Origin of the sequence: Streptomyces scabichelini (assembly GCF_011045015.1) — a bacterium.
GTDB lineage: Bacteria > Actinomycetota > Actinomycetes > Streptomycetales > Streptomycetaceae > Streptomyces > Streptomyces scabichelini.
On the sequence record NZ_JAAKZY010000253.1, the window covers coordinates 1 to 14,381 of the forward strand.

Sequence of the window (14,381 nt, forward strand, 5' to 3'; positions counted from 1 at the left end):
GGCGGGACGGGGTCCCACTCGCGGTGGTGGATACGGGTGCGCAGGCCGTAGCGGCTGATCGTGCGGCCCAGCGGGCGGGTTACCACCCAGTGCAGGCGCCGCATAGGGGCCGTACCCCGGTAGTACCAGCGAGCGGGGGCGCTCACCGAAACCACGGCGTCCGTATACGCTCCCGTGCGCCCTTCGTGCTTCTGATCGGCACCCCGGCGGTGCGTCGCCGCGTGCCGCAGTACCACGGACCCGCCCATCGAGAAGCCGACCGTGGCCACGCGCGTGTGGCCGAGCTCTCGTGCCCACGCGACCGCCGCCGCCAGGTCGAGCACCTCCCGGTCGCCCACCGTGGAACGCCCGCCGGAGGCTCCGTGCCCCCGGAAGGAGAACGTGACCACGGCCGCGTACTGCGCCAGGGCATCCGCCACTCGACGCACGTGAGGGCGGTCGAGATCCCCGGTGAACCCGTGCGCGACGACGATCACGAGTTCATCGGAAACGGTGCCGGAAGTGCGCCTTCCGGGCTCGTACGCTGCATCGATCGTGACCCCGTCGACCGTGCGCAGAAACCTCCGCCGCTCGGCTCGCGGGGCCGTCTCAGGTAGTGGACGATTAAAAGATCGCGTCACACGACCTGCCGGACCTTGGTTCATGTGGGCTATTCTGCTGGGCATGAGGACTCGGGCAGCGTAGCCCCCGGGTCCTTTTGCGCTTTCTGGAGCGTTGTATACGAACGCTGTATACGGCAGGAAAGCGCAGCTGCGGAGCCCAGGGGCGCGGGAGCCGCAACAGTATGGAAGCAGTGCCGCAAACGTCCTCGCAGGGACCGAGGAGGAACCAGACGTATGGGCGAGCGAATCATGCACGACCGTAGGACGACCCGGGTAGGTGGGATGCGATGAGCTCTCTGCTGCTCCTGACCAATGCCCTTCAGCCGTCGACGGAGGTGCTTCCCGCTCTCGGCCTGCTTCTGCACAACGTGCGAGTGGCTCCGGCGGAAGGCCCCGCCCTCGTCGACACCCCTGGTGCCGACATCATCCTGATCGACGGCCGCCGCGATCTGCCGCAGGTGCGCAGCCTGTGCCAGCTGCTGCGGTCCACCGGTCCCGGCTGTCCGCTGATCCTCGTCGTGACGGAGGGCGGCCTCGCGGCCGTCACCGCCGACTGGGGCATCGATGACGTACTGCTCGACACCGCCGGTCCGGCGGAGGTCGAGGCGCGACTGCGGCTGGCCATGGGCCGCCAGCAGATCGTCAACGACGACTCCCCGATGGAGATCCGCAACGGCGATCTGTCGGTGGACGAGGCGACCTACAGCGCCAAGCTCAAGGGTCGGGTCCTGGACCTGACCTTCAAGGAGTTCGAGCTCCTCAAGTACCTCGCGCAGCACCCGGGCCGCGTCTTCACGCGTGCTCAGCTGCTCCAGGAGGTCTGGGGCTACGACTACTTCGGCGGTACGCGGACGGTGGACGTCCACGTCCGGCGGCTGCGGGCGAAGCTCGGACCTGAGCACGAGTCGCTGATCGGGACCGTCCGGAACGTCGGTTATCGATTCGTTACGCCGGAGAAGCTGGACCGCTCCTCGACCGAGGCGAAGGCCGAGGTGGCCCCGCCAAAGCCGGAGGATGCGGACGAGACGGCGCACCTGGACGCCGCCTCGGACGCCGGGCTCACGACGGAGGGCGAGGAAGCCGCCGTACGCCCTGCCCAGAGGTAGGTCCATCCGCGTAGACTCCGCGCGTGGCCAAGGTGACTCGGGATGATGTGGCGCGACTGGCGGGGACTTCCACCGCCGTCGTCAGCTATGTCATCAACAACGGACCCCGGCCGGTCGCCCCGGCCACGCGCGAGCGTGTCCTCGCCGCGATCAAGGAGCTGGGGTACCGGCCGGATCGGGTCGCCCAGGCCATGGCCTCGCGGCGGACGGACCTCATAGGCCTGATCGTGCCGGACGCGCGCCAGCCGTTCTTCGGCGAGATGGCGCACGCGGTCGAACAGGCCGCGTCCGAGCGCGGAAAGATGGTGCTCGTCGGCAACTCCGACTACGTCGGCGAGCGCGAGGTCCACTATCTGCGGGCCTTTCTCGGTATGCGGGTCTCCGGGCTGATCCTCGTCAGCACCTCCCTGAACGATCTGGCCGCCGCCGAGATCGAGGCCTGGGACGCCCGGGTCGTGCTGATGCACGCGCGGCCCGAGGCGATCGACGACGTCGCGGTCGTGACGGACGACATAGGCGGTGCGCACCTCGCCACCAGCCACCTCCTGGAGCACGGTTACGAGTACGTCGCCTGTCTGGGCGGCGTCGCGGAGACCCCCACCGTCGGCGACCCGGTCTCCGACCACGTGGAGGGCTGGCGGCGTGCGATGCACGAGGCCGGGAAGTCCACGGAGGGTCGCCTCTTCGAGGCGCTCTACAGCCGGTACGACGCCTACCAGGTCGGCCTGAAGCTGCTGGCCGGGCCGAACCGGCCGCCCGCGATCTTCTGCTCCACCGACGACCAGGCGGTCGGCATCATGCGGGCGGCGCGCGAGCTGCGTATCGATGTGCCGGGTGAGCTGGCTGTCGCCGGCTTCGACGACATCAAGGAAGCGGCGCTGACCGATCCGCCGATGACCACGGTTGCCTCCGACCGGTCGGCGATGGCCCGTGCGGCGGTCGATCTTGTGCTTGACGACGGGCTGCGGGTTGGCTCCCGCCGGGAGCGTCTGAAGCTGTTTCCGGTGCGGTTGGTTGTGCGGCGGTCCTGCGGCTGCGAGTAGCTCCGCTGGGGGCTGTTTATTTGGCTGCGGGTCCGTTGTGGCTGGTCGCGCAGTTCCCCGCGCCCCTGAAGGGGCACGTCCCCGCGCCCCCTTACGAGGGCACGGGGACACGCGTCCTCAGAACAGCAGGTTGTACTGGTTGAAGTCCGTGCCCAGGCTCACGCGGGATGTGAAGAGGTCCGTGGACGCCTTGCCCGTGCCCCGGTAGAGCCACAGTGTGCCGCTGGAGTCGCGGGCCATGACGTCGGCGATGCCGTCACCGGACACGTCGCCGTTGGTGACGAACGAGGTGAAGCTCCAGCCCGTACGTGCCTCGATGCGGGCCGCCCACGGGGCCGACTGGTTGCCGGTGCCCCGGTAGAGCCACAGGGTGTTGTCCGCGGAGCGGACCAGCAGGTCGGCCTTGCCGTCTCCGGACAGGTCGCCGCGGCCCATGACCTTCGCGCCCTTCCAGGCGCCGTCGACGACCTTGATCTTGCCGTTGAACTCGCCGTCGCCCCGGCCCGGGTACAGGTACGTCGAGCCGTCCGCGTCCACCGTGACCAGGTCGGGGCGGGCGTCACCGGTCAGGTCGCCGGGGATGGCGTACGAGTTGTAGCCGCCCCAGACCGTGGTGTTCTGCGTCCACGTCCACTCCTGGGTGGAGTGGTCCAGATAGCGGCGGTACAGCTTGCCGTCGTAGCTGTCCCGCTGGATCAGGTCCTGGAACCAGTCGCGGTCCAGGTCGGCCTGAAGGACCCAGCTCGCGTTCTCCCAGGCGTTGCCCACGTAGGCGCGCTGCGTGAGAGAGGTGCCGTTGCTGTCCTGCTGGAACAGGTTGCCGGAGGGCGTACGGGCCAGCAGATCGGCGCGGCCGTCGTACGTCAGGTCCGTGTCGTCGATGCGCGGCTGGGCGGCCCAGGTGTACGAGGACACCTTGGTGAACACCGGGTACGCGCCCGCGGCCGTGCAGCCCGCGACGCCCCAGGAGACGATGCCGACGACCTTGCCGCCGACGACCAGGGGGCCGCCGGAGTCGCCGTTGCAGGGGCTGTTCGTGCCCTCGTCGGTGCCGGTCGCCGGGGTGCCCGCGCAGGCCATCGAGCCCTCGATGAAGGCGTCCTTACCGAGGACGGACTGCATCGCGCTGTTGCATGTCGAGTCCGCGACCATCGGCAGCGTGGCCTTGCGCAGCTTCGCCGACAGCTCGGCGTTCTCGCCACCGGAGGTCAGGCCCCAGCCGTAGACGGTGCCGGTGGTGCCGGGCGTGTAGAGCGCGCTGTCGTTGGACGCGGCCAGGCGCAGCCACTGCCGGTCCAGCGGGCGGTCGAGGGTGAGGACCGCGACGTCGTTCTGGATGGTGGCTTCGTTGTACTTGGGGTGGCTCCACTGCTGCCAGACGCCTGCGACCGTCCCGTTCGTCGCGTCGTACAGGTCGGTGGCGCCCGCGATCACGGCGCCGTTGGCGGTCCAGTCCAGGCCCGCCACGCAGTGGGCGGCGGTGAGGACCTTGCTCGGGGCGACGAGGGTGCCGCCGCAGAAGTAGCTCTGTCCGGCGGCCTCGTCGTAGTACGCGAGCTGGACCATCCACGGGGCGCTGTCGATGGTCGTCTCGGTGCCGCCGATGATGAACGGGGTCTTCTTGGGGGCGTCGGTGGCCGGTATCGCCTGGTCCTCGGCGGCCTCGACGACGCGGTCGCGCAGCTCTGCCTCGGAGGCGGTGGGCGCGAGAGCCTCCTGCTGAATGCCCGGGTCGGGCAGGGCGGCCGGTCCGTCGGCCGCGGTCGCGGGCTGTGCCGCCAGGACGCCGGCGCAGCTCAGCGCCAGCGCGAGAACGGCCGCCGCCAGGGACGATCTTCGGCGGCCGCGCAGGGCAGTTGTCAACTCAGGGCTCCTGAGAGTGGTGGTGTGTCGTGAACCCACCAAGATTGCGCTACGTCGTCCCGTCTGCACACTGGCTTCACAGCAGGCCGACAAGTGTTCGTCCGCCGCTTCCGTCACAACACCATGCCGCAACCCCGTGTTTCACCGCCCCAGCGGCTTTATATCGGGCATACGCGCTTCTGTCGGGCTTCTCAGGGAGCACTCAGGGAGCTCTCATCCGGGCGCGCCAAGCTCTGAGTCATGACCGAGAGCTTCCGCCGCGACGGCGAGTACCCCCAGGGCGAACAGCAGCAGTCCGCGTACTCCCAGCAGGAGCACGCCACCTTCGCGGGCCCTCCCGCGAGCTCCCCCGTGAATCCGGAATGGCCGCCTCCGCCGGCGTACGAGCCGACGCCCGAGCCGATGCACGACCCGGCGTCGACGCACGGCCCGGAGCAAGGTACGGGCCAGTCGGCCGCCCCGACCGCTCTCCTCTCCGAGCCGGTCTCCCCCTCCTCCGCCACCGCCCGCCGCCGGCGCGCCCGCGGTCCGATGGCGCTGCTGGCCGCCGTGGCGATAGCCGCCGCGGCCGTGGGCGGTGGCACGGCGTACGCCTTCCAGGAGCTGGCCGGCAGCGACACGGCCGCGGCGAGCAGTACCACCACGAGCGTCGTGCCCACCAGCCAGAAGGGCACCGTCGCCGGGGTCGCCGAGGCGGTGAGCCCGAGCATCGTCGAGATCAACGCGACCTCGGCGGTGGGCGAGTCCACCGGTTCCGGCGTGATCATCACCAGCGACGGCGAGATCATCACCAACAACCATGTCGTCTCCGGCGCCGACTCGATCAAGGTGACGACGAGCAACGGCAAGTCGTACTCCGCGAAGGTCGTCGGCACCGACAGCAAGAAGGACCTCGCGCTGATCAAGCTGGAGGACGCCTCCGGACTGAAGGCCGCGACGCTCGGCAACTCCGACGGCGTCAAGGTCGGTGACCAGGTCGTGGCGATCGGCTCCCCCGAGGGCCTGACCGGCACCGTCACCAGCGGCATCGTCTCCGCGCTCGACCGTGACGTCACGGTCTCCACGGAGGACCAGGACCAGGGCCAGGGCCAGGGCGGCGGCAACGGCCAGTGGCCGTTCGGCTTCGGCGGCCAGGAGTTCAACGGCGACACCGGTTCGTCGACGACGACGTACAAGGCGCTCCAGACGGACGCCTCCCTCAACCCCGGCAACTCCGGCGGCGCGCTGATCGACATGAACGGCAACATCATCGGCATCAACTCCGCGATGTACTCACCGGCTTCGGCCACCTCGTCGGGTGCCGGCAGCGCCGGTCTCGGCTTCTCCATCCCGATCAACACCGTCAAGTCCGACCTGAGCACGCTGCGCGCCGGCGGCTCGGACAACTGAGCCGCTCCTCAAACAGCCTTGGAAACGGCCCGGACAACGGCCTTGGAAACGACCTTGGAGGTCGCCGTGATCAAGCACGTATCGATCAAGAACGTATCGATCAAGCAGGTGTCGCACGGCGACGGGCCGGACGCCGGCGACGACCCGGCCGGCTTCGCCCTGGCCCTCGACGTGGCCCGCGCGCTGCACCCGCCGGTGGCGCGGGCACCCGAGGTGGCCGCCGCGGCGCCCGCAGCCGTCCGGCCCGCGCGCAGGGGGTCGGCCCGCCGCCGTACCGTACGGGGTTGATCCCCTTTACGAGGTTGCTCCGCACGACGCCGCAAACGTTCCCGGAAACGTGCGAGGCTGAAGGCGGCCCGAAGAGGACCCCACCACCCATCTCACCCGAGGAACGAACTCCGATGAGCTCCGCCGAAGGCGACCGTGACACCCAGCGCATCCTGATCGTCGACGACGAGCCCGCGGTGCGCGAAGCACTCCAGCGCAGCCTCGCCTTCGAGGGGTACGACACCGAGGTCGCAGTCGACGGCGCGGACGCCCTGGAGAAGGCGACCGCGTACCAGCCCGACCTGGTGGTCCTCGACATCCAGATGCCGCGAATGGACGGCCTGACCGCCGCCCGCCGGATGCGCGGCGCGGGCACCACCACGCCCATCCTCATGCTCACCGCCCGCGACACCGTCGGCGACCGCGTGACCGGGCTCGACGCGGGCGCCGACGACTACCTGGTCAAGCCCTTCGAACTCGACGAGCTCTTCGCCCGTATCCGCGCCCTCCTGCGCCGCAGCTCGTACGCGGCGTCCGTCGCCGGCGCGACCCAGGACGACGAGGCGATGACCTTCGCCGACCTCCGTATGGACCTCGCCACGCGCGAGGTCACGCGGGGCGGGCGGCAGGTGGAGCTCACCCGCACGGAATTCACCCTGCTGGAGATGTTCATGGCGCATCCGCGCCAGGTCCTCACCCGCGAGCAGATCCTGAAGGCGGTCTGGGGTTTCGACTTCGAGCCCTCCTCCAACTCCCTTGACGTGTACGTCATGTACCTGCGCCGGAAGACCGAGGCGGGCGGCGAACCGCGTCTCGTGCACACAGTGCGGGGTGTCGGGTATGTGTTGCGATCAGGTGGCGCGGAGTGAAGAAGGGCACGGCAAGGTTCGTACGGCGCGTCCGGTCGCTGCCGATTCGCTCGCGCCTGGCGCTGCTGGTGGCGGCGGCGGTGGCGTTCGCGGTGGCGGCGGTTTCGGTGGCTTGCTGGTTCATTGTGCAGGGGAAGCTGTATGACGAGCTGGACGACGATTTGCAGTCGAAGGCCAAGCCGCAGCAGTACGCCACCGTCCAGGCGCTCATCGGCAACTGCACCGATACGCCGACGGGCCCGGACGGTTTCCGTCCGCGCGACTACTACGCCCAGTTGGTCAAATCGGACGGTACGCCCTGCGTCGACCCGGAGTCCGTGGGCACGGTGAAGGTCACCGGCAGCGACACCGACGTCATCGAGAACGCGGAGTCCCGCAAGGGGCGGTTCCGCAACGGTACGGACAGCGAAGGCAGCCCGGTGCGGGTGCTGACCGTGCCCCTGGTCGTCTCGCTGGGTCCCGGCACCCAGACTCTGTCCGACGACACCGCCCTCCTCATCGCCTACCCCCTCAAGAGCACCGAGTCCACCCTCAACGAACTGGCCCTGCTCCTCCTCGCCGTCTCGGGAGTCGGAGTCGTGGGTGCCGGAGTCACCGGCCTGTGGGTCGCCCGGGCGGGCCTTCGCCCCGTCGACAATCTCACCGAAGCCGTAGAACACGTGGCCCGGACCGAAGACCTCACCATCCGCATCCCGGTGGAGGACGAGAGCGAGGACGAGATCGCGCGCCTCTCCCGCTCGTTCAACTCGATGACCGCGTCCCTGGCTTCCTCCCGGGACCTGCAACAGCAACTGATCGCGGACGCGGGCCATGAACTGCGTACGCCCCTCACGTCCCTCCGTACGAACATCGAACTCCTCACCCGCAGCGAGGAGACGGGCCGGGCGATCCCGCCGGAGGACCGCAAGGCGCTCTTGGCTTCCGTCAAAGCCCAGATGACCGAACTGGCGTCCCTGATCGGCGACTTGCAGGAACTGTCCCGTTCGGATTCGGGCCAGCACGGCGATCGCGTCCAGGTGGTGGACCTCCAGGACACCGTGGAGTCGGCTCTGCGCCGCGCCCGCCTGCGCGGCCCGGAACTGACGATCACGGCGGACCTCCAACCCTGGTACGTACGCGCCGAACCGACCGCGCTGGAACGGGCGATCGTGAACGTCCTGGACAACGCGGTGAAGTTCAGCCCGGACGGCGCCACCATCGACGTAACCCTCAAGGCCGGCGAACTGACGGTCCGCGACCACGGCCCCGGCATCCCGACGGAGGAACTCCCCCACGTCTTCGACCGCTTCTGGCGCTCCCCGTCGGCCCGCGCCCTGCCCGGCTCGGGCCTGGGCCTGTCGATCGTGGCGCGCACGGTCCAACAGGCGGGCGGCGAGGTGTCGTTGACGCCGGCGGAGGGCGGCGGAACGGTGGCGACGATACGGCTGCCGGGGGCGCCTACGCCTCCGCCGGAGCTGCCGTGATCAACACGGCGGCAGACTCGAACAGGCGGGGATGGTTCTGTCACCGGTCCGCGTCTTGTCGGCGAAGGCCGTCGAGGACGACGTTCATCAGAGGCCGTGCGGTTGATTCCCACTCATCCCGGTCCAGCCGGCCGAGGTAGGCGATGAGCAGGAGGACCCCGTGGGCGTCCACGTCCGTGCGGATGGAACCTGCTGCTTTCCCGGCGTCCAGCAGGTGACCGAGGGCGCTTTCGATGGGGTTCTGGCTGTGGGTGACAAGGTCCTGCCATGCCGCCGGCTCGAGCGCTGCCAGGACGCCGTACTTGATCTCGGCGTAGTCGATCACTCGGTCGAGCCAGTGACGCAAGGCTTCCACGGGCTCGTGTTCCGCCAGCAGAGCGGAGGCGGCGGTCACGAGTTCTTCGACGTCGCGCCGGTAGACCTCGGCGAGGAGCGCTTCGCGGTTGGGAAAGTTCCGGTAGAGCGTTCCCTGTCCTACGCCGGCGCGCTTGGCGATCTCGTTGAGGTGGACGTGGTCGGACTCGGCGAGGGCCGCGCGGGCGGCCTCGACGATGCGTGTCCGATTCTGCACCGCATCCGGACGGCGTGCCGACGGGTTCATAGGCCTCTCCTGATGCTCCGCATGTTCCGCCTCATGTTCCGCCTCTGACAAGTGGACACGTGTCCGGTAGGGTGAGCCATACAGCGGACACGTGTCCACTTTACTTGGAGGCAGCAGTGCTCTCTCTTCACGGAAAGATCGTCGCCATCACCGGAGCGAGCGGCGGGATCGGTGAAGCCACGGCCCGTCTGCTCGCCCAGCGCGGCGCCGCGGTCGTCCTCGCAGCGCGCCGCAGCGAGCGCATCGACGCCATAGCGCAGGACATCCGGGAGGAGGGGGGCCGGGCTGCCACATGCGTCGTCGACGTCACCAAGGCCCAAGACCTGCAGCGCATGGTCTCCACCACCATCGACCAGTACGGCCGTATCGATGTACTGGTGAACAACGCCGGCATCGCCCCGATCAGCCCACTGGCCGACCTCGACACCGAAAGCTGGTCGGCCATGATCGATGTCAACCTTCGCGGCATGCTCAACGGCGTCGCCGCCGCGCTGCCCGTCTTCCGCGAGCAAGGGTCGGGCCACCTGGTCAGCATCGTCTCCGTAGCCGGCCTGAACGGCGCGTCCCCCTCGATGGCTGTCTACGCCGCGACCAAGAACGCAGTGCGCACCGTCCACGAGGGACTGCGCACGGAGTCCACCGACGGGGTGGTGCGCACGACAGCCATCTCGCCGGGATACATCCGCACCGATCTCGCCGACTCCATGGCAGACCCGCGCATCCGCGAACAGACGCGCAAGAACATGGACGCGATGGGCATCCCTCCGGCGGCGGTCGCCCGCGCGGTGGCCTTCGCCATCGAGCAGCCCGGCGACGTCGAGATCGGCGAGATCAACGTTCGCCCCACCGTCCAGGCATGACCTGAGCCTCAGCGAAGTCAGTGGAAGCCGAGCATGCCGGGGGAGTCGATGTCGACCGTGAGGATGCCGGGCGGGTAGTGGTCCGTCCGCCCCGTAAGGATGATCGACATGCCGCCGGTCTCGAGGTGTGGTGTCGCTACGTAGAGCGTGTGACAGGTGTCAGGTCCGCCGTAACCCTCCCTGAACATCCCGCCGACCGTCGCCGCCGCCGTCTGGCTGAGCGCGTCGACCATGACACCCGGGAGTGCGAGCACGTCGCCGGCGACGCCCTTTTCCGCCGACTCGGCGTACATCAGGCACAGTGCCGGGATGTGCAGCCAGTCACCTGGCGTGTGGGCCACGTTGTCGGCGAAGTGATGTAGAGCACGGTGCCCCCGCGCGAGGGCGACCACCGCGCTCGTGTCGAGAATGATCACGCGGCCATACCCCGCTGAGCGTGCATCTTCTCGGCGGCCATGGCGTAGATGTTGGCAAGCACGTCCGGCCCTTGGTCGAACTCCTCGTCGGTCAGCGTGCACCCCATCCGCTCACGCAACACCTTGCGCGTGGCGGCAACGCGCTCTGCGATCTGGTCGGCGGTGAGCTGCTGGGCCGCCAGCTCCTCGACGAGCTGTCCCAGGGTCATCCCCCGCTCCTTGGCGACCTGGGCGAGATGGTCGCGGGCCTGCCGGGACACCTGAATGGTCGTGTTCTCTGCCATGGCTCCACCATAACTACGCCACAGCCCGCGACGGCCCTAGTTTCCGCCCGTTTCACCCGATGGTGTTCGCCCTCGTGTCGCCCTTGACCCCTTCACGAAGGCCGATCAGGCCACGGCGAACCGACCGCCCGAGCCCTCCCCCTGCTCTGGGCTCGGCCGATCGACCGTATGTCCGGAGCGGAGTGAGATCACCCCGCCCCGGACATGCGTTCCCCCGTTCTCCCCCGTCAGAGGAACGAACGACGCTCACGTTAGGCATCGTCGGTGATCCGTGCCATGTCACGGGTGCACGGTTACCGGGGGTCGCGCCCACCCGGTGCACGGGCGGCGGCCTTCACGCACAACCGGAGGGGCGCATTCGTCAGCCGTGCACAGGGCGGGACGGCAGGAGCGGGCGGCCGGTGGTGGTGGCGTGGAGGGCGAAGGCCAGCGGGCGCACTCCGCTCAGTACGTGTTCGTCGTCGTCGGGGAGGGTGTCGCCGTCCAGGTCCAAGGTGAGTTCGCGCTGGATGAGAGGGGCGGCGGTGCGGAGGTGAGCGCGTACCGTCACGGGGGAGATGTCCAGAGCCGTGGCCGTCGACTCCACGTGCGTGTCGTTCTCCAGCCAGGCGCGCAGGGTGCGCAGCAGGTCGCGGGAGTCGTCCTTCAGCGGGCGCAGGAACGACTCCGCCCAGGCCCGTACCTCCGGCGTGGACACCATCGCCGTGAAGTCGGCCTCCAGGTCGGTCGAGAGGTCGTCGTGGCCGTGCGCGATGACGATCTTGAGGGCTGCCGAGACCACGATCTGGTTCAGGACGCTGTCGCGGTCGAGACCGAGCAGGTCGAAGCAGGTGTTCATGCGGTGCGTCACCGTGTTGCGGTGGATGCCCAGCAGGCGGCCGGCCGCCTTGTGCCGGACCTCCAGGCCCAGGTCCAGGGTGCGCAGCAGCTGATCGCGGCGGCTCATGGGCAGGGTCAGCAGGGGGTGCAGCAGCGTTCCGGCCCAGCGGCGTGCCGTCTTCGGGGGCAGGACGTCCACGAGATGCATCCGGTCTTCGGCGAGCGCGACCCGGTCGGGCAGCCGGCTCGCCTGCGCGAGGGCGTTACGGGCCTCCTCGTAGGCGTCCGCGACCTCGCCCAGCTCGTGCACCCGGCTGCCGCCCATACGGTGGCTGGGCAGCGAGATGACGATCCGCCGCAGGGCTTCGGCCGTCTCCGAAGTACCTGAAGTAGTACCTGAAGTACCTGAAGGCAGGTCCGAAGTGGCGTACGCGTTCCCGGGGGCGCCGTCACGCGCCGGGTCGATCACGATCAGGTGGTTGAAGGCCGGGCATCGCACCAGCAACGCATGGTCGGCGACCGCGCGTTCACCGAGCCGGGCGGTGATCTCCCGGTCCTCCTCCGCGCAGTCGATCACGTACACCCGCATGGATTCCATGTCCAGCAGTCCCGGTGCGAGCGGAGTCATCACGCGCTGGGCCGCGGCCTCCTCACCGATCATCAGGAGCTGGAAGACGCTCAGCTTCAACTCCCGCTCGGCATCGGCCACTTGGTGGTGACGTCGGTCGGCCTGGTCGATCAGGCCCAGCACCTTGGCCGCGTGCCGCGTCAGATCGGTTCCGGCATCGTCGAACGAGCGGCGTGCGGTCACCGCAAGCACCGTGGCCGACCCCGCACCGGCGAGCGGCACGAACCTCGTGTTCGGCGATGCGGCACCGGACGGCTCTGCGCTCCGGCCGACGAGCAGAGGCGCGAACGTCGCAGGCGCCGTCGTGGGCGACGCGGCCAGGACACCCCGCTGCGGATCACTGACCAGCACCTCCGCCTCCAGAGCCGCCGCCAGCCAGTCGGCGACCCGCTGCATCGCGGCCGCGTCCGCGTCCGCGAGCCGGTCCGGGAGCCGGTTCAACAGGGCGGTGAGCTGCTCGGCCTGCCACTCCGCGTGCCGGCGACGGTACTCGCGCAGGCGCGGGACCAGTGCGCTCCACTCGTCGAGCGTCTTCGTCGTGGTCAGCAGCGGTACGTTCAGCCGGGCGGCCGACACGCGTATCGCCGACGGCACGGCCGAGGCCCCGTGGCGGTCGGCGACCACGGCGAGGGCCGAGGCCCGCTGCCGCGCCAGCTCGCGCAGCAACCGCTCGCCCGCTTCGTGGCCCCGCTGCCGGTCGAAACGCCCGCCCCCTGCCGGGCAGATCACCAGAAGCGCGTCCCCGACATCTTCGAGCTGGTCACGGTTCCATGAGGTCCCCGGCAGCACCCGTACGGCATCCACGACCCGGTCGGCGGCCGGCCGGCTCCCGTCGACGATACGCAGCGAGAAGTCAGGCTCCGCGCACATGTCGCCCAGCGTGAGCATGACGTCCTCCCTCGAGGTGCCCGGTGGCCGTAAGTGAAGTTTGCGAAGGGTCATTGTCTCCGAGTCGACTTCAGGAAGCCACACGGCTTCAGACCCCCGCCCGAGGCGTACGCGCTCATCCGAGGCGTACGCACTCACAGTCAACCCCGGTTTTTCTGAGACGTCTCTGATGAAACCGTGATGGTGCCGTGAAGTACGTCCGGTTCACTGGCACTTGACCGGCGGCCCCCCGCACATCTCTCGGCGTTTCCGCCTCTGCCACGCCGCCGGGCTCTGCTTTTCCCCCACGTAAGGCAAGACCGGCGTCATCCGGTGCCGGTGAGCAAGCAGGAGCGTACATACGTGAAATCCGCACTCAAGTCCGTGCTGAAGAGGGGCGTCCTGGTCACGGTGTCCACCGCCCTGGCCGTGACCGGCCTCGCGGCCACCGCCGGACCCGCCAACGCCGCCGCGGGCGGCCCGGACGGCTCGTCCAACATCCGGGGTGTCGACCCCGGCGACACGGACCTCATGATCGAGCGGCTCTGCAGCCAGGAGGCCGACGACGACGGCCGGGTCCACGGCTCCCTCAACGTCGAGACCGGGCAGTTCCGGACGTACGACGAGATGTATGCCGAGTCCGAGCGCCTCGGACACTCCCCCACCGCTCCCTGGGAGTACTTCAGCGGGTACTGCACCTACCCGCAGGCCTCGACCTGGTCCATCAAGGGCGAGACGATCCGGACCTCCAACTGGATCGGCAACCGCGGCACGTCGGAGGACAAGGAAACCTTCGTCCGTAACTACACGACGAAGACGAGCGCCAAGAAGAGCGTGGGCGCCACGATCAGCCTCTCCTTCGCCAAGGGTCTCTTCGGCGGTGGCGCGGAGAGCAGCTTCAGCTACGAGTGGGGCTGGGAGAAGAGTTCGTCGTTCGAGCGCCGCAGCGAGAAGTCCATCCCGGCGTGTGCCCAGGTCGCCACGACGTGGACGCCGTACCAGCGTGTGGTGCGCGTGAACCCGGTCTTCAACGTCACCAACTACAGCTGGTACAAGGCCGGCGACCCGAACGACGAGGAAAGCTGGGAGAGCACCACCACCTGGCGCGGCCGTGACGCCTCCTGGCAGAAGATCTACTCGCACGGCTACTACATCGACGGCATCTCCGACAAGCTCCTCCCCGACGGGACGCCTGACGGGCGCGAGGACAAGATCCAGGAGAACCTGGACCCCGACAGCTGCGCTAGCTGAGCCGACCTGCTGTCACCGCAGCGGCGTGCCTCCGCCCGGGCCGGGCGGAGGCA

The 14,381-nt window shown here is 69.2% G+C and carries 14 protein-coding genes; 8 read left to right on the forward strand and 6 right to left on the reverse strand.

The window, feature by feature from the left end; all coding sequences use genetic code 11:
* Nucleotides 1-644, reverse strand: a 644-nt coding sequence (locus G5C60_RS43840; protein WP_165268645.1) for an alpha/beta fold hydrolase, incomplete at its 3' end; no start/stop codon positions are given.
* 245 nt (nt 645-889) lie between these two features.
* Here G5C60_RS43840 and G5C60_RS43845 point away from each other — a divergent pair.
* Complete coding sequence (locus tag G5C60_RS43845; RefSeq protein ID WP_165268647.1) at nt 890-1,708, forward strand: winged helix-turn-helix transcriptional regulator; 819 nt, start codon at nt 890-892, stop codon at nt 1,706-1,708.
* A 23-nt stretch (nt 1,709-1,731) separates the two neighbouring features.
* Complete coding sequence (locus tag G5C60_RS43850; protein ID WP_165268649.1) at nt 1,732-2,751, forward strand: substrate-binding domain-containing protein; 1,020 nt, start codon at nt 1,732-1,734, stop codon at nt 2,749-2,751.
* Between the two features lie 117 nt (nt 2,752-2,868).
* On the opposite strand, the gene G5C60_RS43855 is transcribed toward G5C60_RS43850, so the two are convergent.
* On the reverse strand, nt 2,869-4,614 hold the full coding sequence (locus tag G5C60_RS43855; protein WP_165268651.1) for a trypsin-like serine protease: 1,746 nt from the start codon (nt 4,612-4,614) through the stop codon (nt 2,869-2,871).
* A gap of 240 nt (nt 4,615-4,854) precedes the next feature.
* On the opposite strand from G5C60_RS43855, the gene G5C60_RS43860 reads away from it, so the two are divergent.
* The 4 genes from G5C60_RS43860 to G5C60_RS43875 all read left to right on the forward strand — a co-directional run bounded on the left by G5C60_RS43860 (nt 4,855) and on the right by G5C60_RS43875 (nt 8,602).
* A complete protein-coding gene (locus G5C60_RS43860; RefSeq protein WP_165268653.1) occupies nt 4,855-6,003 on the forward strand; it encodes a S1C family serine protease in 1,149 nt (382 codons plus the stop codon).
* Between the two features lie 66 nt (nt 6,004-6,069).
* Complete coding sequence (locus G5C60_RS43865; RefSeq protein WP_338146096.1) at nt 6,070-6,291, forward strand: hypothetical protein; 222 nt, start codon at nt 6,070-6,072, stop codon at nt 6,289-6,291.
* Nucleotides 6,292-6,404: 113 nt separating this feature from the next.
* Nucleotides 6,405-7,139 (forward strand): response regulator transcription factor, encoded by a 735-nt coding sequence (locus G5C60_RS43870; RefSeq protein WP_165268655.1) that lies wholly within the window; start codon nt 6,405-6,407, stop codon nt 7,137-7,139.
* Complete coding sequence (locus G5C60_RS43875; protein WP_165268657.1) at nt 7,136-8,602, forward strand: ATP-binding protein; 1,467 nt, start codon at nt 7,136-7,138, stop codon at nt 8,600-8,602. The genes G5C60_RS43870 and G5C60_RS43875 overlap by 4 nt, the downstream gene beginning before the upstream one ends.
* Nucleotides 8,603-8,642: 40 nt before the next feature.
* Here the strand turns inward: G5C60_RS43875 and G5C60_RS43880 are convergent, their stop codons facing one another.
* The gene (locus G5C60_RS43880) at nt 8,643-9,203 is read right to left on the reverse strand and encodes a TetR/AcrR family transcriptional regulator (protein WP_165268659.1); all 561 of its coding nucleotides are present in this window, start codon (nt 9,201-9,203) and stop codon (nt 8,643-8,645) included.
* A 116-nt stretch (nt 9,204-9,319) separates the two neighbouring features.
* Here G5C60_RS43880 and G5C60_RS43885 point away from each other — a divergent pair, with 116 nt between their 5' ends.
* Entirely contained in the window at nt 9,320-10,063 is a 744-nt protein-coding gene (locus G5C60_RS43885) for an SDR family NAD(P)-dependent oxidoreductase (protein WP_165268661.1), read from the forward strand.
* Between the two features lie 17 nt (nt 10,064-10,080).
* On the opposite strand, the gene G5C60_RS43890 is transcribed toward G5C60_RS43885, so the two are convergent.
* The 3 genes from G5C60_RS43890 to G5C60_RS43900 all read right to left on the reverse strand — a co-directional run bounded on the left by G5C60_RS43890 (nt 10,081) and on the right by G5C60_RS43900 (nt 13,098).
* Entirely contained in the window at nt 10,081-10,479 is a 399-nt protein-coding gene (locus tag G5C60_RS43890) for a hypothetical protein (protein ID WP_165268663.1), read from the reverse strand.
* Entirely contained in the window at nt 10,476-10,763 is a 288-nt protein-coding gene (locus G5C60_RS43895; RefSeq protein WP_165268665.1) for a hypothetical protein, read from the reverse strand. Before G5C60_RS43895 ends, G5C60_RS43890 begins: the two co-directional genes overlap by 4 nt.
* Before the next feature lie 361 nt (nt 10,764-11,124).
* Nucleotides 11,125-13,098, reverse strand: coding sequence for a helix-turn-helix domain-containing protein (locus G5C60_RS43900; RefSeq protein WP_165268667.1), 1,974 nt, complete (start codon nt 13,096-13,098; stop codon nt 11,125-11,127).
* A 342-nt stretch (nt 13,099-13,440) separates the two neighbouring features.
* On the opposite strand from G5C60_RS43900, the gene G5C60_RS43905 reads away from it, so the two are divergent.
* Nucleotides 13,441-14,328, forward strand: coding sequence for a hypothetical protein (locus tag G5C60_RS43905; protein ID WP_165268669.1), 888 nt, complete (start codon nt 13,441-13,443; stop codon nt 14,326-14,328).
* Nucleotides 14,329-14,381 lie beyond the last annotated feature (53 nt).

What these genes read in the sequence shown, in the direction of transcription:
- G5C60_RS43895 (WP_165268665.1), bottom strand. Translation starts at nt 10,763, where the DNA reads ATGGCAGAGAACACGACCATTCAGGTGTCCCGGCAGGCCCGCGACCAT.
- G5C60_RS43900 (WP_165268667.1), bottom strand. Translation starts at nt 13,098, where the DNA reads ATGCTCACGCTGGGCGACATGTGCGCGGAGCCTGACTTCTCGCTGCGT.
- G5C60_RS43845 (WP_165268647.1), top strand. Translation starts at nt 890, where the DNA reads ATGAGCTCTCTGCTGCTCCTGACCAATGCCCTTCAGCCGTCGACGGAG.
- G5C60_RS43860 (WP_165268653.1), top strand. Translation starts at nt 4,855, where the DNA reads ATGACCGAGAGCTTCCGCCGCGACGGCGAGTACCCCCAGGGCGAACAG.
- G5C60_RS43870 (WP_165268655.1), top strand. Translation starts at nt 6,405, where the DNA reads ATGAGCTCCGCCGAAGGCGACCGTGACACCCAGCGCATCCTGATCGTC.
- G5C60_RS43880 (WP_165268659.1), bottom strand. Translation starts at nt 9,203, where the DNA reads ATGAACCCGTCGGCACGCCGTCCGGATGCGGTGCAGAATCGGACACGC.